This window comes from Saccharopolyspora pogona (assembly GCF_014697215.1).
GTDB classification, from domain to species: domain Bacteria; phylum Actinomycetota; class Actinomycetes; order Mycobacteriales; family Pseudonocardiaceae; genus Saccharopolyspora; species Saccharopolyspora hattusasensis.
On the sequence record NZ_CP031142.1, the window covers coordinates 3788929 to 3811061 of the forward strand.

18 protein-coding genes and 1 pseudogene are annotated in these 22133 nt (G+C 68.9%); 4 read left to right on the forward strand and 15 right to left on the reverse strand.

Annotation, left to right across the window (positions count from 1 at the left end; all coding sequences use genetic code 11):
* Window positions 1–15: 15 nt before the first annotated feature.
* From DL519_RS17030 to aepX, 5 genes are all read right to left on the reverse strand, one after another.
* Window positions 16–1113, reverse strand: a complete 1098-nt coding sequence (locus tag DL519_RS17030) for a thioesterase domain-containing protein (protein ID WP_190816232.1) — start codon at window positions 1111–1113, stop codon at window positions 16–18.
* A gap of 9 nt (window positions 1114–1122) precedes the next feature.
* On the reverse strand, window positions 1123–2826 hold the full coding sequence (locus DL519_RS17035) for a thiamine pyrophosphate-binding protein (RefSeq protein WP_190816234.1): 1704 nt from the start codon (window positions 2824–2826) through the stop codon (window positions 1123–1125).
* Window position 2827: 1 nt separating this feature from the next.
* Window positions 2828–3784, reverse strand: a complete 957-nt coding sequence (locus DL519_RS17040) for a transketolase family protein (protein ID WP_190816236.1) — start codon at window positions 3782–3784, stop codon at window positions 2828–2830.
* The gene (locus DL519_RS17045; protein ID WP_190816238.1) at window positions 3781–4632 is read right to left on the reverse strand and encodes a transketolase; all 852 of its coding nucleotides are present in this window, start codon (window positions 4630–4632) and stop codon (window positions 3781–3783) included. Before DL519_RS17045 ends, DL519_RS17040 begins: the two co-directional genes overlap by 4 nt.
* A 105-nt stretch (window positions 4633–4737) precedes the next feature.
* Window positions 4738–5601 (reverse strand): phosphoenolpyruvate mutase, encoded by an 864-nt coding sequence (aepX, locus tag DL519_RS17050; protein ID WP_263399658.1) that lies wholly within the window; start codon window positions 5599–5601, stop codon window positions 4738–4740.
* Between the two features lie 379 nt (window positions 5602–5980).
* On the opposite strand from aepX, the gene DL519_RS17055 reads away from it, so the two are divergent.
* Entirely contained in the window at window positions 5981–7579 is a 1599-nt protein-coding gene (locus DL519_RS17055) for an amino acid adenylation domain-containing protein (RefSeq protein WP_190816240.1), read from the forward strand.
* Between the two features lie 279 nt (window positions 7580–7858).
* Window positions 7859–8017: a hypothetical protein gene (locus DL519_RS46650; protein ID WP_223839135.1), complete on the forward strand. Its 159-nt coding sequence runs from the start codon at window positions 7859–7861 to the stop codon at window positions 8015–8017.
* 79 nt (window positions 8018–8096) lie between these two features.
* Here DL519_RS46650 and DL519_RS48740 read toward each other — a convergent pair whose 3' ends face one another.
* Both DL519_RS48740 and DL519_RS17065 read right to left on the reverse strand, forming a co-directional pair.
* Window positions 8097–8225 (reverse strand): hypothetical protein, encoded by a 129-nt coding sequence (locus DL519_RS48740; protein ID WP_263399659.1) that lies wholly within the window; start codon window positions 8223–8225, stop codon window positions 8097–8099.
* Window positions 8222–8593 carry a hypothetical protein gene (locus DL519_RS17065; RefSeq protein ID WP_223839137.1) on the reverse strand — a complete coding sequence of 124 codons (372 nt, stop codon included), beginning with the start codon at window positions 8591–8593 and terminating at the stop codon, window positions 8222–8224. The genes DL519_RS48740 and DL519_RS17065 overlap by 4 nt, the downstream gene beginning before the upstream one ends.
* A 629-nt stretch (window positions 8594–9222) precedes the next feature.
* Here DL519_RS17065 and DL519_RS17070 point away from each other — a divergent pair.
* Entirely contained in the window at window positions 9223–11127 is a 1905-nt protein-coding gene (locus DL519_RS17070; RefSeq protein WP_190816242.1) for an AfsR/SARP family transcriptional regulator, read from the forward strand.
* 212 nt (window positions 11128–11339) lie between these two features.
* On the opposite strand, the gene DL519_RS17075 is transcribed toward DL519_RS17070, so the two are convergent.
* The 6 genes from DL519_RS17075 to DL519_RS17100 all read right to left on the reverse strand — a co-directional run bounded on the left by DL519_RS17075 (window position 11340) and on the right by DL519_RS17100 (window position 18423).
* Entirely contained in the window at window positions 11340–11579 is a 240-nt protein-coding gene (locus DL519_RS17075; protein WP_190816244.1) for a hypothetical protein, read from the reverse strand.
* Window positions 11580–11656: 77 nt separating this feature from the next.
* The gene (gene sbnA, locus DL519_RS17080; protein WP_190816245.1) at window positions 11657–12652 is read right to left on the reverse strand and encodes a 2,3-diaminopropionate biosynthesis protein SbnA; all 996 of its coding nucleotides are present in this window, start codon (window positions 12650–12652) and stop codon (window positions 11657–11659) included.
* A 44-nt stretch (window positions 12653–12696) separates the two neighbouring features.
* On the reverse strand, window positions 12697–13731 hold the full coding sequence (sbnB, locus tag DL519_RS17085; RefSeq protein WP_190816247.1) for a 2,3-diaminopropionate biosynthesis protein SbnB: 1035 nt from the start codon (window positions 13729–13731) through the stop codon (window positions 12697–12699).
* Window positions 13732–13779: 48 nt separating this feature from the next.
* On the reverse strand, window positions 13780–14757 hold the full coding sequence (locus tag DL519_RS17090; RefSeq protein ID WP_190816249.1) for a TauD/TfdA family dioxygenase: 978 nt from the start codon (window positions 14755–14757) through the stop codon (window positions 13780–13782).
* Window positions 14758–14789: 32 nt separating this feature from the next.
* A complete protein-coding gene (locus DL519_RS17095) occupies window positions 14790–17297 on the reverse strand; it encodes a non-ribosomal peptide synthetase (RefSeq protein WP_317891371.1) in 2508 nt (835 codons plus the stop codon).
* A 139-nt stretch (window positions 17298–17436) separates the two neighbouring features.
* A complete protein-coding gene (locus tag DL519_RS17100; RefSeq protein WP_223839138.1) occupies window positions 17437–18423 on the reverse strand; it encodes a TauD/TfdA family dioxygenase in 987 nt (328 codons plus the stop codon).
* Window positions 18424–18696: 273 nt separating this feature from the next.
* Here DL519_RS17100 and DL519_RS17105 point away from each other — a divergent pair, with 273 nt between their 5' ends.
* Window positions 18697–19431 (forward strand): ABC transporter permease, encoded by a 735-nt coding sequence (locus DL519_RS17105; protein ID WP_223839140.1) that lies wholly within the window; start codon window positions 18697–18699, stop codon window positions 19429–19431.
* A 52-nt stretch (window positions 19432–19483) separates the two neighbouring features.
* On the opposite strand, the pseudogene DL519_RS17110 reads toward DL519_RS17105, so the two are convergent.
* Together DL519_RS17110 and DL519_RS17115 are read right to left on the reverse strand one after the other, a co-directional pair.
* A pseudogene (locus DL519_RS17110) lies at window positions 19484–20784 on the reverse strand (ISL3 family transposase).
* Between the two features lie 161 nt (window positions 20785–20945).
* Window positions 20946–22076 carry an ATP-binding cassette domain-containing protein gene (locus tag DL519_RS17115; protein ID WP_317891372.1) on the reverse strand — a complete coding sequence of 377 codons (1131 nt, stop codon included), beginning with the start codon at window positions 22074–22076 and terminating at the stop codon, window positions 20946–20948.
* Window positions 22077–22133: the final 57 nt, after the last annotated feature.

Sequence of the window (22133 nt, forward strand, 5' to 3'; positions counted from 1 at the left end):
CAGGAATCCGTTCGGTCACGGTCGTTCGGGAGTCAGGGCGGCGCACATGATCTCCGCCACCTCGGGGTGCTGCACCACCGAAAGCGTTCCCTCCACGTCGTAGTGGTGCACCGTCGCGGCGGGCAGGAACGGCAACCAGTTCTTCTCGACCCCGTCGAGCATCGCGGCCGACTCCAGCAGGAGCGCCGGCCCGTCGTAGCTCCGGGGGCGGTAGTGGTCCTGCGCGAGGACGCCGCAGGCCCAGATCATCTGCAGCCGGTAGAAGTCGTTCTCGGAGATGTCCTCGTCGTACCAGGCCATGGGTAGCATCTCCTGCAACACGCGTGTGACGTCCTCCTCGCCCTCCAGCCCGAACTGGGCGCGCAGCGCGCCCAGCCGGAAGCCGTAGAGCTCGTCCAGCCCCCAGCCCCGGTCCGCGATGGGTTCGAGGTCCGGGAGGTTGACCAGCGCGAGCAGCCCGATGTCCTCGCCCCGCTCGCGGAGGCGCCGGGCCATCTCCAGGGCGACCAGACCGCCCTGGCACAGCCCCGCGAGGAAGTAGGGTCCTTCGGGCTGGTGTTCCCGCAATTCCGCTAGATACCGCTGCGCCATCTCACCGATCGAGGTGAGCCCGGAAACGTGGCCGCGGTAGCCAGCCGCCTCGAACCCGTATACGGGGCGGTCGGCCCGCCAGGAGTCGATGACCTGCGACACGAACCGCACGTTGCCGTTTCCCCAGTGGACCACAAACAGCGGTGCGCCCTCGCCCTCCTCCCTGATGGGCACCAGGCATCTCGGGGCCGAGTCGCTCCACGGGTTCATCGCCTCGTTCCACAGGGTCTCGGCACCGCGCCGCTCGTCGTGCAGGCGCTGGTGATCCTGGTCCGGCGCGAGGATCCCGGCGATCGCCTGCGGGGTCTGGTGGTCGAACACGTGGGACGCCTTCAATCCGACACCGCGCTCGCGTGCAGCTCGCACCAGGTCCACCACCAGGAGCGAGTAACCACCGATGTCGAAGAAGCTGTCATGCGGTCTCACCTCCGTGTCGAGCAGTTCACCCCACAACCCGCAGAGGACCTGCTCGATCGCGGGCCTGGACCAGAACAGTGCTGCCCTCTTCTTTTCTGACGGCACAACGGACTCCTAACAGCGGGTGGGGATCGTGACTCCGTCGTGGGCACGGATGTCGTGGGCTGCGGCGGGCCGCATCAGCTTCTGTCTGCTGTCGCAGATCACCTCGATCAGCGCCGGCCCCGGTGGTCCGAGGGGCGCGGCGAGGTCGTCGTCGAGCGCGTCGACGGCGCTCAGCCGGTGGTACGGAATCCGGAACGCCGCCGCGACGGCCCGGAAGTCCAGCGGTGCGGGTTCGTCGAGCACCCGGGCGGTGCAGAGCGCGTCCTGCGACTCCCTGATGGACGAGTAACCGCCGTTGTTCAACACGAACACCTTGATGTCACGCTCGTAGTCACTGATCGTCGCGAGTTCCTGGATGTTGAGCTCGATCGCACCGTCTCCGACGATGGTGATCACCCGCGCTCCGGCCGCGGCGAAGGACGCGCCCACCGCCATCGGCACGGCGGCGCCCATGTTGAGGAACGCCGCGGAGGTGACCTCCCGCTGGCCATCGTTGAACTCCAGCGTCTGGCCGGTGACGTAGTAGGCGCTTCCGGTATCGACCACGAACACCGCATCGCGGCCCGCCTGCGCTTCCAACCGGTTCACGAAGTAGTACGAGTTGATCGGCTCCGTGGCGAGCGTCGCGGCGGAAGAGCTCTTCTCCTTTAGCTCGCGGCAGTGGTTCCGCCACTGCGGCCACTCCAGACCGGTCCGGTCGTGCTTGATCTGGCGGTTCATCTCGGTCAGGAGGCCGAGCAGGTCCATGCGCAGCCGGACGTCCACCGCGACGTTCGCCCGGTCGAACTGGTCCGCGTCGAGATCGACCATCACCACGCGGGCCTGCGGCGAGAAGGCGTCCTGGTGTTCACCGACCAGACCGGTGGACAGGCTCGCCCCGAGGCTGACGACCAGGTCGGCCTCCCGCATCACCCGCTCGACGTGCGGCCGACCTCGGATCCCGCCCTGCCCCATCACCGCTTCCGAGCGGTACGGAAGCAGGTCGTACCCGAGCCGGGTGCACACGGTCGGGACGCCCAGGTGCTCGACCAGCGCCGCCAACTCCCCCTGGGCACGGGCCTGCCGGACGCCTTGGCCCACGACGAACATGGGCCGCGACGCCCCGCGCAGCTCGTCGAGGACGACGGCGGCGATCTCCGCGGGCCCGTTGGACCACGGCTCCGGAGCGGGCGCCTCGAATCCGGCGAGAGCAGCGGGATCGATCTCCGCGGCCTGCACGTCCAGCGGCACGTCCAACCAGACCGGGCCGGGCCTGCCGGTGAGCGCCTCGTGGAAGGCGCGGTCCAGATGTGCCCTGATCTGGACGGGGTCGTCGACGACCACCGCGTACTTGGTCACCGGGCGCACGCAGTCGACGACGTTGTAGCCCTGGATCCCGAACGAACGCGCTGACCGATCGATGTGGCGGCTCTCCACCTGTCCGGCGAGAACCAGCACCGGGACGGCGTCCACCCACGCGTCGATCAACCCGGCCATCGCGTTGGCCGCTCCTGGCCCGCTGGTCACCACGGCGACGCCGATGTCGCCGGTCAGCTTCGACGCACCGGTACCCATCAGGGTCGCCGCGGCCTCGTGGCGCGCGCACACGCAGGTGAGCGCGTCCGCCTTCGCGATCGCCTCGTCGAGGAAGATCGAACCGGTACCCGAAAGCATGAAGACGGTCCGGACGTTCCGCTCGCGGATGTACTCGACGATGTAGTCAGCTACCCGCACGTCAGGCGCGCCTCCGCTCGTGGCCGTCGAGCCAGTCCCGGACATCACGGGCGAGCAGTGGTCCCGTGAGCCGGAAGTGCTCGTGGAGGAACGCGGCGGGCCCGATCGGCGCGAAGGTGTTGGTGATGCCGAGCTGGAGCACGGGCACCGGCACCGTCCGGACGACGGTCTCGCTGACCGCTCCTCCCAGACCGCCGTTGAGCACGTGGTCTTCGGCCACCACCAGCCGGCCCGTCTCACGCGCCGCGCGCATGATGGCGGCCTCGTCGATCGGTGACACCGAATGCAGGTGCAGCACTCCGGCCCGAACGCCCTCGCGTTCCAGCAGTGCGGCGGCTTCGACCAGTCTCGTAGTGGCCAGGCCAGTGCCGATGAGCGTGACGTCGCCGCCTTCCCGCAGCTGCGTCGAGGTCCCGAACGAGATCTCGTGCCCGGCGTCAAACAGCTCCGGCACCGGGGTCATGCTGATGATCCGGAGGTAGACCGGACCTTCGTGGCGCCAGGCCAGGCGAGCGGCCGCCGCGGTCTCGGCCGGCGTCGCCGGGCAGAGCACCGGGAGGTCCGGGATCGACCGCATCCACGCGATGTCCTCGGTCGCGTGATGTGTTCCTCCCAGCGCCCCGTAGGCAAGACCGCTGACGAAGCCGCAGAACTTCACGTTGGCGCCGGTGTAGGCGGCGTTCTTGATCTGTTCGGTGGCCCGGGCCAGGAAGCACGCCGCGGAGTGCACGAACGGCACCTTGCCCGCGTTGGCCAGACCCGCCGCCACACCGGCCATGTTCTGCTCGGCGATGCCGACATCGACGAACCGCGCGGGGAATCCGCGTTGGAAGTCGTTCGCCAAGTGGGTGTCGGCTGAGTCGTTGTTCACGATGCAGACGCGGTCGTCCTCGTCGGCGACCCGCAGCAGTTCCCCGGCGAAGGCCGGCACGCAGTCCAGCAGTTGCGCGGATGTCATCGCACGTTCCCCCCGTCCAGTTCCGCCAGCGCCCGCTCGTACAACTCGCGGGTCAGCCGCCTGCTGTGCCAACTGAGATCGAATTCCATGAAGGAAACCCCCTTCCCCTTCACCGTCGTCGCGATCAGGCACGACGGCCGCCTCTCGGCGAGCGGGAGCGACCGCAGCACCGAGAGCATGTCCGGGACGTCGTGCCCGTCGATGTGCCGAACCGCCCAGCCGAAGGAGCGGAGCTTGTCGTCGAGCGGTTCCAGCGCGTTGATGTCCTCCGTGCTCGCGCCCTTCTGCGCGAGGTTCCGGTCGACGATCAGGGTGAGGTTGCTCAGCCCGTGCGTGCCGGCGAGCATCAGCGCCTCCCAGTTGCTCCCCTCCTGGAGCTCGCCGTCGCCGCACAGCACCACGATCCGCCGAGCTGAGTTGTCCATCCGCCCGGCCAGCGCGGCACCGGTGGCCAGCGGCAGGCCGTGCCCCAGCGAGCCGGTGCTGAACTCCACGCCTGGGACGCGGGTGGACACCACAGTGCTCAGCCGGGAGTTCGCGCGCCCGAAGGTCTCCAGTTCTTCCTCGGGGATGAAGCCCTTCAAAGACAGGACGCTGTACATCGCGGTGGACGCGTGGGCCTTGCTGAGCACGAACCGGTCGCGGTCGGGGTCGGCGGCATCCTGGGCACCCACGCGCAGCACACCGAAGTAGAGGGTGCAAAGGATGTCCATCGCCGACATGTCGGCCCCGAGGTGGCCGTCCTGGGCGTGGAATGCCGTACGCAGGGACAACGCTCGCGCGCGGCGGGCAATCCGCTCGATCTCGACGGCGTCGGCTGTCGTCGACGGGTCACTGTTGTGGGTCAAGGCAGATCCTCTCCTGTGTGCGGGTGCTGGTCGCGATCCGGCTCCGGCGCGCCTCGAACGCGCACCACCGGACCGATCCGCCCCTGCGGGAGCGCTCTCACCGGCCTAGTCATCGGCGGCGCTCGTGCCTCGCAGCAGCAACCTGCGCTCGGTCTCCTCGATCTCGGCGTAGTCCATGAACTCGAATATCTCCTTCAGAGAAGCGATCTTCGCCTCCGCGCTCAGCACGCTCTCGCTGGCTTTGATGGACCGGCAGACGTCCCGCATCGCGGTCACTGCGGCGCGCATGCTGTGGTTCGCCCAGATCACCGCGGAGATCCCGAGGTTTCTGAAGGTGTCCGCGGACGTGCTCGCGTACGTCGTCGGTGCGATGACCAGCGGCGCCCGGTCGGCCCACTCCGCGGCGAACTGCTCGATCTCGTCGGCCACCTGCTGCCGCGAGTGCACGAAGATGGCGGTGGCGCCCGCTTTCCGGTATGCCTCGGCACGTTCGAGCGCCTCGTCCACACCGCGTCCGGCGATCAGCGCCTCGGTGCGCGCGATGATGCAGAAGTCCTCGTCGTTGCGCGCCTCGCTGCACGCAGCGATCTTCGCGGCGAACTCGTCGATGTCGGCCAGCCGGTGGGAGTCACCGACGAACGAGTTCATCTTCGGGAAAACCTTGTCCTCGAAGCACACCCCTGCGGCGCCCTGCCGCTCGGCGCTGGCGAGGAAGCGCCGAGCCGTGTTGAAGTTGCCGTACCCGGTGTCCCCGTCGACGACGATGGGGACCGAGGTCCCGGCGACCATGTACTCGACCACCGAGAGCAACTGCGACCACGACGCCTCGTCGCTGTCGCGAAGGCCGAGGGATGTCGAGATCGAGAAACCGGAGGCCCACAACGCGTCAAAGCCCTCGCTCTCTGCAATGCGCGCCGAAAGGCCGTCATGGGCCTCCATCAGGAACACCATTTCGGGCGAATCCAGCATTCGACGCATCTGCGCGGCCTTGCCGACCGGGCCGCCAGGTTGACGAGATGTATTCCTCATACGCTCACTTCCACATCGACACGCAGCGAGAAGAAAAACTCACACGCTCAGCCGTCCCCCAGGGATGTGCAGGTCGAACAGGACACTTCCCGGTCCTTCGACGCGACACGCGGACCCCGCAGCAGCGTTTGATTCCTCATTGGAGCCCGTCCGCCACTCAGGTCCGCCAGACGGGCCCAGCAACCGAGAACGTACCCGGAGATCGACTGGAACGCCGACGCCGTGTCCGAAACTTTCCAAGCCGGAAAAGCCGCTATACCAGCGTTCCGCGCGCTGCTAGCGTCACCCGAACACCGGAAACCGGACTGGGGAGAACGTCGTGCCAGCGGCAAGCACTAGTCGGGCGACAGCACATCTTAGTGGAGTCACGTCGCTACCCGATCTGTTCACACGGGTCGCGCGCAAACAGAAAGACGCCGTCGCGATAACGGATGATGGGAACGCGCACACCTACGGCTCGCTGGAATCTGCGGCGAACGCGCTCGCACATCACCTTGTCGCCAGCGGTGTCGAGCCGGGTGATCTGGTCGGCGTTCTGATCGATGGCACCCTGAACGTTCCCGTGGCACTGCTGGCCATTCTCAAAGCAGGCGCCGCTTATGTCCCGTTCGACCCGTCCTATCCCACGGATCGGCTGAATTACATGGTCGCCGACGCCCGGGTCGGCATCATCGTCGGAAATCCCGGCACAGCAGCCGACATCGGCCTCAGCGACGTTCGGACCATCGACGCCGCGCAGGTGGCGACCACCGAAGTGGCCGCTCCCGAGGTCGAAATACACGAACATTCGCCTGCCTACGTGATCTACACGTCCGGTTCGACCGGGAGACCGAAAGGCTGCGTGGTCTCCCACGGAAATGTGCTCTCACTCCTGCGCGGCACACTTCCCCTCTTCGAGCTCTCCGCCGACGACCGGTGGACCGTGTTCCACTCCTTCAGCTTCGACTTCTCCGTCTGGGAGCTCTGGGGAGCTCTGGCCACGGGCGCCACCGCAGTACTCGTCCCCGCCCGCACCGCCGCGGCGCACGACGACTTCCTGCGCCTCCTGATGCAGGAGAAGATCACCGTGCTGAACCAGGTGCCCTCCTGCTTCCGCTCGATGGCCTTGTCGCACGCGGACGCGGGATGGCCGGCGCTCAGCCTGCGTTACCTGACCTTCGGCGGGGAGAACGTCGACCTGGACGTGGTGCGCGAGTTCGTGGGCGGTCAGACCGGCCCCAAACCCGTGGTGGCCAACATGTACGGCGTCACTGAGGCGACCGTCTTCGCCACCGCCAAGTTCATCCACGACGAAGACCTCGACGGCCGGGTGGCATCTCCCATCGGCGTCGGGCTCCCGCACCTGGGAGTGCACGTGTGCGACTCACAGCTGCGCCCGGTGCCGAAGGGCGTCGCAGGCGAGATCTGCATCACCGGGAGCGGGGTCGCACTGGGCTATCTCAACCAGCCTTCGCTCACGGCTGAGAAGTTCGTCCACGTCGGACCGAAGGCGGAGCGCTGCTACCGCACCGGCGACCTCGCCAAGGTTCTTCCCAACGGGGAGCTGGAATACCTCGGACGCGCCGATCAGCAGGTCAAGCTCCGCGGCTACCGCATCGAACTGCGTGAGATCGAGGAGACGATCAGGCGACACCGCTCGGTGCGCGACGCCGCCGTGACCGTGGTAACGACGCGCAACGGCGCGGAACTGATCGCCGCGTACGTCGTGCCGACCGACAGCGCCGACGGTGTCGACCCCGACCTCCGCAGGCATCTCCGCGATCAACTGCCCCGGCAGATGGTTCCCGCGCGCTTCCACCTGCTGGATGGACTCCCACTCTCCCCATCCGGAAAACTCGACCGGCAGGCGCTCGCCGATCTCGCCCAGGACCACCGCCCGGCCAAGGCCGGACCGAAACCACCGGACGCCGCCCGCTAACCCACCACCCGCATTGACGTCACCAGCTGCCGGAAATCCCTGCACAGCAAGGCAAACGCTGCAATGGTCGCCGTCAACGCCTGGCGGGCGAGCAACCTAGGTGGGCGTGACAACCGCGGCATGACGGTTGGTCGTGCTGCTGAGACTGGCCTACCTGGGCGTGTCGTAGGCGTTCACGATGCTGCGACTGCTGCAGATGAGCGACCGGGAGAAAGACCGGAGATCCTGGCGCTGCGCCACCAGATCGCTGTACTCGAGCGGCAGCTGAGCGGGCAGCGGGTGCGATTCCACGAGAGTGACCGGGCGTTCCTCGCAGCCCTCCTCCGGGGCCTGCCGCGGAAGGCGCTTCGCCGCATCCGGCTGCTGGTGCGACCGGACACGGTGCTGCGCTGGCACCGCGATCTGACCCCCGCCGCCACGCCGCCCAGCCCCGGCTGAAACGCGGCGGCCGGATGCCGGGATGCATCAGTCGGCGGTCGCCCCACGTGCGGTCGACGTCGGCGCGGCGAGCGATCGCTTAGACGCTGATCTCGTCTCCGGCGTTGGCGGCGTCGTTGAGGGCTTTGAGCACTCGTTGCCGGCGGCGGGCCGAGTCGGCGCGTCGTCCTTCGACCATGCGGCTGGCAGAGTTGTTGGCAGTGGTCATGCGAGTCGCTCCGGTCGGATGTCGGGCAGGGGTTGGCGCAGACGGGGCATGCCGAGCATGACCTTGCGGTGGGCTCGGACGGCGGTGACGGCCTGTTCGATCTGGGCGCGGTCCTCGGCGGTGAGTTCGGCGACGTCGTCCTTGATCCGACCGATTAGCCGTCGGATGCGGCCGATTTCCTCTTCCGAGGGCATGGCTTCGGTCTTGGCCCAGGTGTCCGCTTCGGTCGCGGCGAGCAGGCGTTCCCTGTTGCGAAGCAGGTCGTCCAGGTGGGCCTGCAGGTCGGGCAGGTAGGACACGTCGGTGCGTAAGTGGTCGCGGCCGGCGCAGCGGAATCGGTAGGGGCGCACCGCGGGCCTCTCCAGCACCTCGCGGATCCCAGCCGGCGGATCCCGACCCGCGAGAAGGGCGCAGGGTCCTCCTCGTGAGCGAGGACGCGGTTGAGCTGGTCGGCCCGATGCGAGCACTTTTTCCGACGCGATGAAACCGGCACCGCCCGACGTGCGTCACAGTTGGCAATGACCATCCTCACCGATCCGGACCGCCCATTCGGGAACTTCCGGGAGCAATCACGCCGGACCAGCCCCCGCCAGTGCTTCAACGTTGGACAAAAACTTCGGAGCGCAGCATTCCGCACGTCCGGCGAAAGCGAGCCGGTCACCTTAGCCGATGGCCTTTTCGTCTCATTATCGGCCGACCATTCCGGCAGGTTGCCCGAAATCTCCAGAACGATTGCAGGCGTGTCCGATTGGCACCCTTTGCGCTGCTCGCCCGCAATTCTGCGCGCACACCCTGGACACGCGCCGCCAGTGAGATCCTTTTCCCGTATTCAACCACCGCACAGAAGGAGACGCCACGGAGCACATTCTCCGCAGCTCTGCGTGTTCAACATTCCGACAATTCACTGAGAGAGCGCGCCGGGCCTCGGTCCGGTGTTAATCTACGCCCGACTGAGGCGGCCGTTGCCGCCGCGCACGAACCAACTGGGGTTAAAACCATGGAGGAATTGTTAGACCTGCGCGTCTTGGGGCCGCTGCAGGTCTTGCTTAACGGACGGGAAATCCCGTCTGGTGGACCACGGCAACGAGCCGTCCTCGCCATGCTCCTGCTGTCTCCCGACCAGGTCGTCTCCATAGACAGCCTCACCGAAGCGGTATGGCAGGGCTGCCCGCCCGCGACCAGCAAGACCCAGATCGCCATCTGCATCGCCAGCCTGCGCAAGAACTTCAAGGCCGCGGGCTGTCACGACGAGCTGATCACCACCACCGCCCCCGGCTATATGCTCCGCAGCGGCAGGCACCGGATCGACGCCCGGGAGTTCAAAGAACACCTCGCCCGCGCCCGGCAGGCCGCCCAGCGCAACGACGCCGCCGAGGCCGCCGAGCTGTTCAAGACCGCGCTCGGCATGTGGCGCGGACCGGCGCTGGACGGAATCGCCAGCCATCCGGTTCAGGCGCGGGCCGCCGAACTGGAGGAACAGCGGCTCATCGGCTACGAGCAGCACACCGCGCTGCGCCTGGAGCTCGGCGAGCACCGCACGCTGATCGGCGAGCTGCGGACACTCGTGGCTCAGCACCCGCTGCGCGAACAGGCGCGCAGCCACTTGATGCTGGCGCAGTACCGCTCCGGGCGGCGGGCCGAGGCGATGGAGACCTTCCGGCTGGGCCGGCGGCGGTCTATCGACGAGCTCGGGCTGGAGCCCGGGCAGGCATTGCACGACCTGCACGACGCGATCCTGCGCGACGACCCCGCGCTGCTGGCTCCCCCCGCCACCGCGCGCCCGGCCGCCGCCTCCGTCGTGCCCGCCCAGCTCCCGGCCGACATCGTCGCCTTCACCGGACGCCGCGCGGAACTGTCCGCATTGGACACACTGCTGGACGAGGACGCGGGCGCGCGGGAAGGCATGCCGGTCGGGTTCCTCACCGGCGGTGCCGGTGTCGGCAAGACCGCGCTGGCCATCCGGTGGGCGCACCGGTCCGCGGACCGGTGCGCCGACGGCCAGCTCTACGCCGACATGCGGGGTCACGAGCGCGGTGGGCGGTCCACGGGGACCTGCGCGGTACTCGACCGCTTCCTCCGCGCGCTCGGCGTACCGGGAGACCGGGTACCGGAGTCCTTCGACGAGCGGGTCGCCCTTTACCGCACCACGCTGGCCAACCGGCGAGTCCTGATCGTGCTCGACAACGTCCAGGAATTCTCCCAGATCACCCCGCTGCTGCCGGGTAGCGGCCGGAGCGCGGTGGTGGTCACCGGCAACGACCAGCTCGGCGAGCTGTCGGAGACCTGCGCGCCGGTGCGGCTGAACCTGGCGCCGCTGTCGCCGGACGAGGCCACCACGCTGCTGGTCAAGATCGTCGGGGATACTAGGGTGACCGACGATCCCGAGGCCACCGCGCGGCTCGGCCAGCTCTGCGACCGGCTTCCGCTGACCCTGCGGATCGTGGCGGCCAAGCTGCGGGCGAAGCCGCACTGGCCGGTCCGGCACCTGGTACGCAGGCTGGAGGACCCGCAGCAGCGGCTGGACGAGCTCAGCCACGGCGACCGCGATCTGCGGCACCGCCTCCGGCTCAGCTACCAGCAGCTCGACGAGACCGCAGCCAGGCTGTACCGGTCGCTGGGGCTGCTGGACCTGTCGGAGTTCACCTCGGCGATCGCCGCATCGGTGCTGAAGGTCTGCCCCGTGGAGGCGGAGAACGTGGTGGAGCGGCTGGTGGACGCCCACCTGCTGCACGTGGCGCGCTGGCACGACACCGGGAACGCGGTCTATCGCTTCCAGGACCTGCACCGCCTCTACGCCCAGGAACGGGCCTGCGCCAAGGAGGGCGAGCACGGCAAGCGCCTGCCGGAGCAGCGCCTCTGCGAAGACCTCAGCATCTCGGCGGACCGGCTGCTCTCAGCGTGACCACCCCCGGTGGCCCCGGCAGTCCACCCGGCGTCGTCGCCCCGGGATCCCCTTCCCAGGGCCATCGCCCCCGGACCCCGGGGCCACCGTCATCGCCAGGTCGCAGCCCGACACGCCGGAGCGTGCAATTTCAACTGAAATCGTGCGCCAAATTCAACTGGATTTGTGCGAGTCATCCACAGCCGTTCGGGGTTCGGTGGGCGGGTCGTGCGTTATTCGACGTCTTCCAGCAGGCGCTGGATGGCCTGCACCCGCCGGTCAACCTCGGCGATCCGCTCGTCCAGCCAGCGCTGGCGAACCATCAGGTCCTCGGCGAGCTCCTGGAAGCGGCGCTGGGTGACCGCGTCGGTCCGCCCGCGCCGCGCCCACACCGTCACCGAGGCGGTGATGCCCGACATGAAGATCAGGACGATGACGATCGGGGCGAGCTGGTCCAGCACACCTGTTTGCATGGGATTCCTGCCGTGGCTCGCCGAGGCGCGGCTCGCGCACCTCGGATGGGGACTTCATCGCTTCCGGGGCACCGAGGTCAGTGCAGCGATTTCGACGACCGCGCGCCGCCCGCCCGCGCACCGGTTTCCAGCACGTCGGAGCCGTAGATCTGGCGGACCCAGCTGTGCTGGTACACCGAGTCGAGGTACCGCTCCCCCAGGTCTGGTGCGATGGCCACCGCCGTGGCCGGCGCGCCGTGCTCGGCGAACCAGTCCGCGGCGCCGCTGACGACCGTGCCCGTGGAGCCGCCGAAGAGGAAACCGCGGCGGGCGAGGCGGTGGCAGGTGCGGATGGTGTCGGCCTCGGCCACCAGCACCACGTCGTCCACATAGGACTCATCGAGCAGCGCCGGCCGGACCCCGGTCCCCAGGCCGGGGATCATGCGCGGGCGCGGCTCACCGCCGAAGGTCACCGAACCGACCGCATCCACCGCGACGATCCGCACTTCCGGCCGGTGCTCGCGGAAGTAACGGGCGCAGCCCATCAGCGTTCCGGTGGTTCCCGCGCCGACGAAGAGCACGTCCAACTCGGGGAAGCGCTCGGCGATGGCCGGTGCGGTGATCCGGTGGTGGGCCTGCCAGTTGGCCGGGTTCGCGTACTGGTTCAGCCACAGGTAGCAGGAGTCCGCCGCGCACACCTCGCGCACGTACCGCAGCCGCGCGCCGAGGAACCCGCCTTCGGGATCGGGTTCGTTGACGGTGTGCACGGTGCTGCCCAGCGCTTCCATTAGCTGCTTGGTCACGAGGTTGCACCGCGAGTCGGTGACGCACAGGAACCGGTAGCCCTTGTTCGCCGCGATGGTGCTCAGCGCGACGCCGAGGTTCCCGGAGGACGACTCGACCAACACCGAGTCCTCGGTGAGCTGCCCGGAGCGCTCGGCGGCGGCGATCATCTCGGCTGCGGCCTTCAGCTTGATCGACCCGGTGAAGTTGAACCCCTCGCACTTGAGGTGCAACGGCAGCCCCAGTGCCGGGCCGAGGTCGACGTAGAGGTCGTCCTCGTTGTACTCCTGCGGATCGCGGATGATCGGCACGGCTGGTCCCCGTTCGGTGGCGGTGGTCTCGTGGTGTGGCGCGGTTATCCGTACCGGCGGAGGTCGTGGAAGAACCCGTCGATGATCACGAGCTCACCGCTACGCCGGACCTCGTCGTAGACGTGCCTGCCGACGGCGAGGTCGAGCACTCCCAGTCCGAACGGCGAGAAGACCACCGGCCGGTCCGCAGGCACCGGCACCCGTTCGGCCAGCACGTCGTCGAGGGTGGCGTGCACGAAGTCGCGGTGCCCGACCTGCTGCTCGGCCAGGTGCGGCGAGGTGTTCGCCTTGAGGCAGTGCTCGACGTCGTCAACGACGTTGAACGACGACAGGATGATCTCCGGCGAGAGGTCGCGCAACGAGACGTGCAGGACCAGCGGGTTATGGCCGAACCAGTCGGGTTCGGTGACGTGCGGGGCGGCCGCCACAGTGGCGAAGACGACCAGGTCCGAGGAGCGGATCAGCGACTCCGGTCCTTCGTGGACGGTGATGCGCTCGCAGCTGTCGGCCCACTGGAGGTACGCGCGGAACCCGTTGGCGTGCTCGGCGGACAGGTCGTGCACGCCGAACTCGTCGAACTCCCAGCCTGACGCGGACAGGTACCGGTGCAGGTAGCGGGCGATCAGCCCGACGCCGAAGAAGCCGACCCGGCGGGGACGTTCCCGGTCCCGGCTGAGCCGGTCGGCGGCCAGGGCTGCCGAGGCCGCTGTCCGCGCCGCGCTGATGATGGAGCTCTCCAGGCAGGCGAACGGGTATCCGTTCTCGTGGTCGTTGAGCAGCAGCGCGGCCGACGCCCGCGGGATGCCGTTCGCGACGTTGTCCGGGAAGCTCGACACCCACTTCAGCCCGTCCACCGGTTCGTCGCCGCCCAGCGCGGCGGGCAGCGCAATGATCCGCGAGTTCGGCTTGTCCGGGAAGCGGAGGAAGTACGACGGCGGGTTGACCGTCCAGGCCGCGCCGTGCGCGCGGTAGGTCTCCTCGACGATCTCGATCACGCGGCGCTCACCGCCGTCGAGCACCCGGTGCACCTGCTCACCGGAGATCACGGCGAACGACGGCGGGGCAGCTTGCTGGGTCATCGGGACTCCGAATCTTCTTGCTGGAGTGAGAAAAATGGCGCTCGCGGGTCAGCCCGGCAACGGCGGCGCGACCGGATCGGCCATGACGACCACGACCTCCCGGTCCCCCGTGTATGCCTCCCGGCTGTGCGCCATCCGGATGTTGTCGACCAGCAGCACGTCCCCGGCCTGCCACGGCTCGCGCAGGGTGTTGGCCTCGTACAACGCGTTGATCCGGGCGACGACGTCCTCGCCGATCGGCTCACCGTCGCCGTGGGCCGTGTTGAACGGCAGGCCGCTCGGGCCGAACTCCATGGTCAGGTAGTCACGCACGTCAGGATCCATCGTCCACTCGTTGAGGAACGCGATCTGGTTGAACCAGCACCGCTCACCGGTCGCGGGGTGGGTGACGACCGCCGCGCGCCGCTGGCTGGTGCTCAGGGCGCCGTCGGCGGTCCACTCGTGCTCGATCCCGTTGCGGCGGCAGTACTCCTCGACGGCGGCGCGGTCGACATCGCCGAACGCCTCGGCCAGCGGCACGCCGACCAGCTCGCCGTAGTTGCGGGTCAAGGTCCAGCCGGTGGTCTCAAACCGCTCGACGAGCTCGGCCGGGAGCTCCGCCAGCATCTTCCGCGCGTCGGCGACCGCGGTGGCGCCGCCCGACGCGGGCGGGGTGAGGCAGCCGAAGAGCATCAGCCCGGGGACCTCGGAGGCGTAGCTCAGCTCGTGGTGCATGCACATCGGCTGGTCCGCGGGCCACTTCGACGACGAGTACACGTTCTCCGCGTAGGCCGAGCGGGAGGCCAAGCCCTCGCGCTCGGTGAGCAGGGTGCCCGACAGGTGCTTGCCGATCGCGCCCAGTTCGGCGGCGTCGCGCAGGCCGGTGCCCCGGACGAGGACGGCGCCGTGCTCGGCGACGACCGCCAGCAGCGCGTCCCGGTTCCGCGCGGCGAACGCCTCCGCACCCTCGTCCGCCGCACCGGCGGCGACCTGCGCGACTGGAGTTCTTCCCTGCTCCACAAGGACTTCGAAGTTCTCGGGCCGCATCGCTGCCGGGTTCCTTTCGCCAATGGGGATGTTCACTGCGCCGGGGTGCCGCCGGCTTCGAGCACGGCCGCGAGGTCGGCCAACACCGGGTTGCGGGCGACGTCCTCAAGGGACACCCGCCGGTCGAGCTGGACCACCAACCGGATCGCCGACAGCGAGGTGCCGCCGGCGTCGAAGAAGTGAGCGTTGCGGCCGACCTGGTCCACCGGCACCCGCAGCACGGCCGCCCACTTCTCCGCGACCTCCAGTTCGGTCGGGGTGCCCGGCGCCTCGTGGGCCGACTCGGCGGACGCCCAGGACCGGGCGAACTCCGCAAGCGTCTTCTTGTCGATCTTGCCGTTCCCGTTCAGCGGCAACGATTCCCGGTGGTGGAAGTAGGCCGGAACCATGTACTCCGGCAGCGCTTCGGCGAGGAAGGCGCGCATTCCGGCCGGATCCAGCTCGGACTGGGCCGAGTAGAACGCGGCCAGCGCGTGCGGGCGGTCGTCTTTGTCCACCACGACCACCGCGCCGTCGCGCACCCCTGGCACCCGCAGGAGCCGGTTCTCGATCTCGCCGATCTCGATCCGGAAACCGCGGATCTTGACCTGCGCGTCCCGCCGGCCCAGGAACTCCAGCTTGCCGTCCGGCCGCCAGCGGCCGAAGTCGCCGGAGCGATACATCCGCTGCCCCGGCCGGTGCGGGTCGGGGACGAACGCCGCCCGGGTCCGCTCCTCGTCGTTGATGTAGCCGCGGCCGACGCACACGCCGGAGAAGACGATCTCGCCGGGCGCTCCCAGCGGAACCGGCGACAGGAACTCGTCGACCACGTAGACGTGCACGTTAGCGACCGAGCGCCCGAGGGGAACGCGGTCCCCGTCCGGCACCTCCGTCATGACCTCGTGGTTGGTGTCGTCGGAGGTCTCGGTCAAGCCGTAGGCGTTGGCCAGCGCGATGCCGGGGTAGGTCGCGAACCAGCGCTCGACCAGTTCCATCTTCAGCGCCTCGCCGGTGGCCGACACGCAGCGCAGGTCTGGCAGTTCGCGGGGACGTTCCTCCAGGTGCGTCAGCACCACTTCCAGGTAGGACGGGACGACCTGGAGCACCTCGACCCGGCCTTCGACGACGGTGTCGACGAACCGCTCGACATCGAGGATGACCTCCTGCGGGACCAGCAGGGTCCGGCCGCCGACGAGCAGCGCGGAGACGAGCTGCCACAGCGAGATGTCGAAGCACTGCGGGGCGATCTGGGCGACCGCCCGGTCCTCGCGGACACCCAGGTCCTCGATCTTGGCGAACAGGTGGTTGAGCATTCCGGCCTGCTCGCACATCACGCCCTTCGGCCTGCCCGTGGAGCCCGAGGTGAAGTAGAGGTAGGCGAGCTGGTCCGGCCCCACCGCGATCCCGAGGTCGCCGCCGTCGTGGCCTTCGCGGTAGGCGTCCCCGATCAGCACGGTCCGGAATTCAGCGTCCAGCGAACGGACCTTGGCCTCGGTGCCGCGCTGCGCGAGCACCAGCCGGCACTCGCTGCGCTCCAGCATGGTGGTGATGCGGTCGGCCGGGAAGACCGGCTCGATCGGCAGGTAGGCGCCGCCCGCCTTGAAGATCGCGATGACCGAGGCCATCCAGTCCAGGTCTCGTTCAGTGACGACACCGACGACGTCTTCGGTCTGCAATCCTCGGGCCAGCAGCGCCCGCGCGAGCTGGTTGGCCCTCTCGTTGAGCTGCGCGTAGGTCCAGCGGACATCGCCGAGCACGGCGGCGATCCGGTCGGGGTGCTGGGCGACGCGCTGTTCGAACAGTTCGTGGAACCGCTTGTCCGGCCGCTCCCGCCGCGGCCCCGCCATGCCTTCCACCGCCTGCTCAAACTCTTCCCCCGACAGCAGGCCGCACGACAGGTGCCGTGCTTCCGGATCGGCGACCAGGTTCCGCAGCGCGGTCAAGTGGTAGCCGACGAGGCGTTCGGCGTATGCGGTGTCGCCGATGGTTTTCGGGCAGTGCAACCGGATTCGCCAGGAGTCCTCGTCCTCGCGGACGAACGCGAACTCCAGCGCCGCGTCCCCGTGCCGTGCCCGCAGGCGGTCGTCGGAGGCGTCGGCGATCCGCAGCACCGTCTCGAACAACGCGTCGGTCCGCCCCAGTTCGTGCCAGAGCTCGTCGACCGGGAAGTCCTGGTGCGCCGCCAGATCCTGCTCGGTGGCGCGGACGTCGTCGAGCAGCTCGGCCCAGGAGGTGTCGCGGACGTGCAGGCGGCAGGGCAGCGGATCCCAGGTGCCGGTCGCGTAACCGGTGACGACCGCCTGGTCCCCGGAGAGCGCGCTGAGAACGGTGGCGTGGGCCGTGAGGAAAACCGCGCTGGCAGGGGCGAGAAGCCGCTCCGCCAAGCCTTCGACCGCCGCGCGCAGCTCGTCGGGCACCGCCAGCTCGACGACCGCCTCGTCCTCGGCGTGCGCGGTGGTCCACCTCGGGACGGCCGTTCCCCCACCGGCGGTCAGGATCGCGCGCCAGAAGTCCCGGTCGGACATCGCGTCCTGAATCCTGCCTTCGATTCCGGTCGACACTGGACCTCCTCCTGGTACCGCGGTAGGCATCCGTTCCACGCTCCGCCGAAGACTAAGCGGGGCGGGTTTCCTCTCGTTATCGGAAGTCTTTCGAGCGGAACGCCGGGCGCCCGGTCGCATCAATGACCCGAAGAACCGGTCATCGGCGCAGGACGTAGCCGTCGTCCTGCCGGTGGCTGCGGGAGCGGCGCAGGTCTGCCAGTACGAAGGAGCGCTGGAGCCAGCGGTCCTGGCCGTCGTAGCGTGGTTCGAACTGAGTCCGGCCGTGCACTGTGACCCGGTTGTCCACAATGGCCAGATCACCGGGGGCGAGCCGGTGGGTCAGCGCGGTCTCGCCGAAGAGCTTCTGCAACTCTTGCAACGTATCGCCGGCCCGCTCGGTCTGCGGCTCGGTCGCAGCGAAGTCCACTCGCACGTCCGGGTCGTCCGGCGAACCGGTGAGCACGGCGTGCGGTTCCGTGCCACCCGCATCGAGTCCGAACGACGGCGGGGCCTGCGTGACGAACTCGGGGCTGAACAGCGTCTCCACCGCGCTGTCGCTCAGCTTCGGCAGCACCTCGCGGATGCAGGACGTCCGCAGCCCGGCGATCCGGTCGTGGTCCGAGCGCAGGCACAGCAGCATCAGGAAGTCCGGGCGGTGCGGGTGGAACGCGTTCTCGTTGTGGAACTCCAGCAGCACCGAACCCGCGTTGCCCTGGAACTCCTCCTGACCCGGCACCGGGACGACGTCCTGCACCAGCGCACCCGACTTCTCCGGGCGGAACGCCGCCGGATCGCCCAGTCCGCAGGCGATCATCATGAGCACGGCGGCGGGCACGGCGGCGGTCCGCTGCACCGAGCCGAGAACGGTGGGCGTGGGCGGCAGCGTCGGCTCGTCCACGGGCAGACCCCGGATCAGCAGTGCGCCGTGCCGCCTGGAATCACGGCGGAACTCCCGTAGCGAACGGCGCAGCGCGACCGGCAGGGTGTCCCACGCCCGCGCGGCGGCGGCGACCCAGTCTGCATCGTCCACCCGGCCGTTCGCGGCGCTGACGAGACCGCGCGCGACCGCCGCGACCGCGGCGGCGTCCGAGGAGTCCACCTGGGACGCGGGGGCGGGATCGGTGTCGGCGAACACCGGCATCATGCATCAACCTCCGTGTGAGAGACGGCGGGGTACGCCTTCCGCTGGTGGAAGGTCCCGGCGCGGAGCCGCGGTCCAGCTGATCCGGCCGCGTTACCACCGCGACGCTAACGACCGGGTTTTTCGGTGCTATATCAGTCCTCTTTCCCGGTCGCTGCCGATATGGCCCCGATAACGGGCGGAGCTACCGTCGTCGGCATGCCAACGGCCGCTGCGCAGAAGAGGCCCCGGACAGCGGCGTCGGATTCCGGCCCTCGCGCGCTGCTACGGCACTCGATGGCCATCACCCGACGGAACCTCACCAGGGTCAAGAACGACCCCGAGCAGTTGCTCGACGCGATGCTCATGCCGATGGTGCTGGCGTTGATCTTCATCTACGTCTTCGGCGGGGCGATCGCGGGCAACCACGCCGACTACCGGCAGTACCTGATGCCGGGAATCATGGTGGAGACCGCGAGTTTCGCCTCGCGCGCCACCGGGATCGGGTTGAACCTGGACTTCACCACCGGTGTCATGGACCGGTTTCGCTCACTGCCCATCGCGCGGTCGGTCGTGCTGTCCGGACGGATCGTCGCCGAGCTGTGCCGGATGGTGCTCGGCCAGATCGTGATGCTGATCTTCGCGGTGGTTATCGGTTTCCGGATGCAGACCGGGTTGCTGTCCATACTCGCCGCCTACGGGCTGATCCTGCTGTTCGGCATGGCGCTGTGCTGGGTCTCGGCCTTTATCGGGCTGAGCCTGCGCAGTCCGCAGACCGTGCAGACGCTGGGCTTCCTGTGGATGCTGCCGTTGCAGTTCGGCAGCTCGATGTTCGCGCCACCGGAGACGATGCCCGGGTGGCTGCGCGCTTTCGCCCAGGTGAACCCAATGACGGCGGTCGTCGACTCGTGCCGCGGACTGCTGGTCGGAGGCCCGGTGACCACTCCGGTGATCACCGCGGTCGCCTGGTCGGTCGGCCTCATCGTGGTATTCGGTCCGCTGGCCGTCTGGAGGTACCGCACCCACGCCTGAGCCCGAGAAGAAGCCCGCAATTTCTGGCTCTTCTGCTGCTTCCGTGGGTGGGTTAGGCGCGTCCGGGGAGGGTGGGTCGGTGGCCGCCGAGGGCGAGCATGGCGAGAGCGATGAGTGCTTGGGGGCTGCGGAATCCGAAGGCGATGCGGGTGAGCAGGCGGATTTTGGTGTTGGTGGATTCGATGAGTCCTTGGGAGAGGCCGTGTTCGAGGGCGGCGTCGATGGGGGCGCGGTGTTTGGTGATCTTCTTGGCGAGCTCGACGAAGACGGGGATCTGGCAGCGCCGTGCCCAGGAGGTCCAGCGGTCCAGGGCTTGTTTGCCTTGCTCGCCTTTGGCGGTGAAGACGTACCGGAGTCCTTCTTTGAGCAGGTAGGCCCGGTACAGGCGGCGGTCGGTGGTGGCGATCCAGGCCAGCTTCGCCTGCTGGTTTTCGGTGAGGTCTTCGGGGTTTTCCACAGCGCGTAACGGGAGTCTTTGAGCTTCTTGGCTTTCTCGTGCCCGGGACGGGCCGGGGAGTCGGTGGCCGGGCGGCCCCGGCGGCGTGTGCCTTCGGTGCGGGCCAGGGCGCGGGCGTCGTTCCAGGCCCGTCGCCGTTCGGCATCGAGTGCTTCGGTGGCCCAGGCGACCACGTGGAAGGGGTCGGCGCAGCGGATGGCCTTCGGGGCGCGGCGGGCGACGGTGTCGGCGATCCACTGGGCCGCATCGGCGGACACATGCGTGATCTCCGCGGCGCGCCTCTCGCCGAGGGCGTCGAAAAACCGGTTCAGCGTCGCGGAATCGCGCCCCGGCGCGGCCCACACCAGCCGCCCGGTGTCGTGGTCCACCACCACCGTCAGATAGCGGTGATGCTTCTTGTAGGAGATCTCATCGATCCCGATCCGCCGCAACCCACCGAACCGGTCACTCTGGGTTTCGGCGTCGGCCCACACCCGGGCCACGATCGCACCCACGGTGCGCCAGGCGATGCGCATCAGCTCGCATACCGCCGATTTCGAGGAGCGCACCGCCAGCCACGCCACCGTGTCGTCGAAAGCCAAGGTGTGCCCGGCGCCATGACGCGCCCACGGCAGCCGCGCCACGGTGGGCCCGTGCTCCCGGCAGCGCACCCGCGGCGCGGCGGCCTCGAGATGGACCTGGATGGTGCCCAGGTCCAGGGCCCGCCACCGGCGCCGTCCCTCGCCCCGGTCATACCGCCCGGACCAGCGGCCACACCGGCCGCAACGGCCGCGCCCGCCCTTGCGCGGGCGCACGTGCACCATCACCCGTTCCGCGGCCTCGTCGAACTCCACATCCTCGATCACCGTGCGCCTGTCGACGCCCACCAGAGCACGCCATAAACTGGCCTTCGGCACGCCGTTCTCCGTCCCCTCGGTTCCTGACCTTCGACAAGCCAGAAACCTAGACGAAGGGCGTGCCCCCGTCTCCGGGCCTAAAACAGCAGCTCACATCACCCACGGATCAGTCACAAGAGCCCAATTTCTTGAGAAATTGCGGGCTTCCTTGCTCTGCGAGTTCAGCGCCAGCGAGGTGGGGGGTGCGGCGGTCGGTGCTGGGGTGGGAACTGCCCGTGCTGCGGCGGGAACTGGGGCCAGCCGCCCACCGGGAGCCTGCCGGGCGGCGGGATCCGTGGCCCCGGTGGCGGGGGCGGCGGCGCCAGCGCGGGTTCGACCCGGGGCATCACCATGGTGACGTCCCCGTCGTCGCCGTTCTCCACCGGTTTGTTGGTCAGCGTCAGGAACACCTCGTCGAGGTCCGGCACGTAGGTGTCGATACCCTTCAGCGGCACGCCGCACGCGGCGAGCACGTGGACGGCCATGGTCAGCTCGCCCTCACCGTGGATCGGCATGGTCACCATGCCCTGCTCGGCGTCGACCTTCGGCGACCGCAGCCGTGCCGACTGCAACGCCCGGGTCACCGCGACCAGGTCGGCGGGGCGCTCCGGACGGATCCGCAGCACCTCCCCGCCGACCTTGGTCTTCAGCTCCGAAGGAGTGCCCGACGCGATGGTGCGGCCCTTGTCCATTACCACGACCAGATCGGCCAGCGCTTCGGCCTCTTCCATGTACTGCGTGGTCAGCAGCACCGTCGCGCCCTGGGTGACCCGGTCCCGCACCACGTCCCAGAGGTCGTTGCGGCGCTGCGGGTCGAGGCCGGTGGTCGGCTCGTCCAGGTAGATCAGCTCGGGTTCCCCGACCAGGCTGGCGGCCAGGTCGAGGCGCCGGCGCATCCCACCGGAGTAGTGTCTGGCCTGCTTGGACGCCACGTCGGTGAGCGCGAACTGCTCCAGCAGATCCGACGCCCGCGCCTTGGCTTGGCCGCGCGAGAGGTTCAGCAGCCGGCCGATCAGGTACAGGTTGTCCCGGCCGGAGATCTCGGCGTCGACCGAAGCGTACTGGCCGGTCAGCCCGATAGACCGGCGCACCTGCTTGGCCTGCTTCACCAGGTCGTAGCCGTTGATCGTGGCGTGGCCGGCGTCCGGGCGCAGCAGCGTCGACAGCATCCGGACCGTCGTGGTCTTGCCCGCGCCGTTGGAGCCGAGCAACGCCAGTACCTTGCCGGTCGGGACGGTCAGGTCGAGACCGTTGACGACGTTCGTCGTGCCAAACCGCTTCACCAGACCCTCGACGCGGATCGATGCCGTCATCGCGCTCCTCGGTGTTCTGCGGGACACCCGCGCCCGGTCGGCCTTGATGAGCCGGTG

What these genes read in the sequence shown, in the direction of transcription:
- DL519_RS17105 (WP_223839140.1), top strand. Translation starts at nt 18,697, where the DNA reads ATGGCCATCACCCGACGGAACCTCACCAGGGTCAAGAACGACCCCGAG.
- DL519_RS17115 (WP_317891372.1), bottom strand. Translation starts at nt 22,076, where the DNA reads ATGACGGCATCGATCCGCGTCGAGGGTCTGGTGAAGCGGTTTGGCACG.
- DL519_RS17070 (WP_190816242.1), top strand. Translation starts at nt 9,223, where the DNA reads ATGGAGGAATTGTTAGACCTGCGCGTCTTGGGGCCGCTGCAGGTCTTG.
- DL519_RS17075 (WP_190816244.1), bottom strand. Translation starts at nt 11,579, where the DNA reads ATGCAAACAGGTGTGCTGGACCAGCTCGCCCCGATCGTCATCGTCCTG.
- DL519_RS17090 (WP_190816249.1), bottom strand. Translation starts at nt 14,757, where the DNA reads ATGCGGCCCGAGAACTTCGAAGTCCTTGTGGAGCAGGGAAGAACTCCA.
- aepX (WP_263399658.1), bottom strand. Translation starts at nt 5,601, where the DNA reads ATGCTGGATTCGCCCGAAATGGTGTTCCTGATGGAGGCCCATGACGGC.
- DL519_RS17040 (WP_190816236.1), bottom strand. Translation starts at nt 3,784, where the DNA reads ATGACATCCGCGCAACTGCTGGACTGCGTGCCGGCCTTCGCCGGGGAA.
- DL519_RS48740 (WP_263399659.1), bottom strand. Translation starts at nt 8,225, where the DNA reads ATGACCACTGCCAACAACTCTGCCAGCCGCATGGTCGAAGGACGACGC.
- DL519_RS17100 (WP_223839138.1), bottom strand. Translation starts at nt 18,423, where the DNA reads ATGATGCCGGTGTTCGCCGACACCGATCCCGCCCCCGCGTCCCAGGTG.
- sbnB (WP_190816247.1), bottom strand. Translation starts at nt 13,731, where the DNA reads ATGACCCAGCAAGCTGCCCCGCCGTCGTTCGCCGTGATCTCCGGTGAG.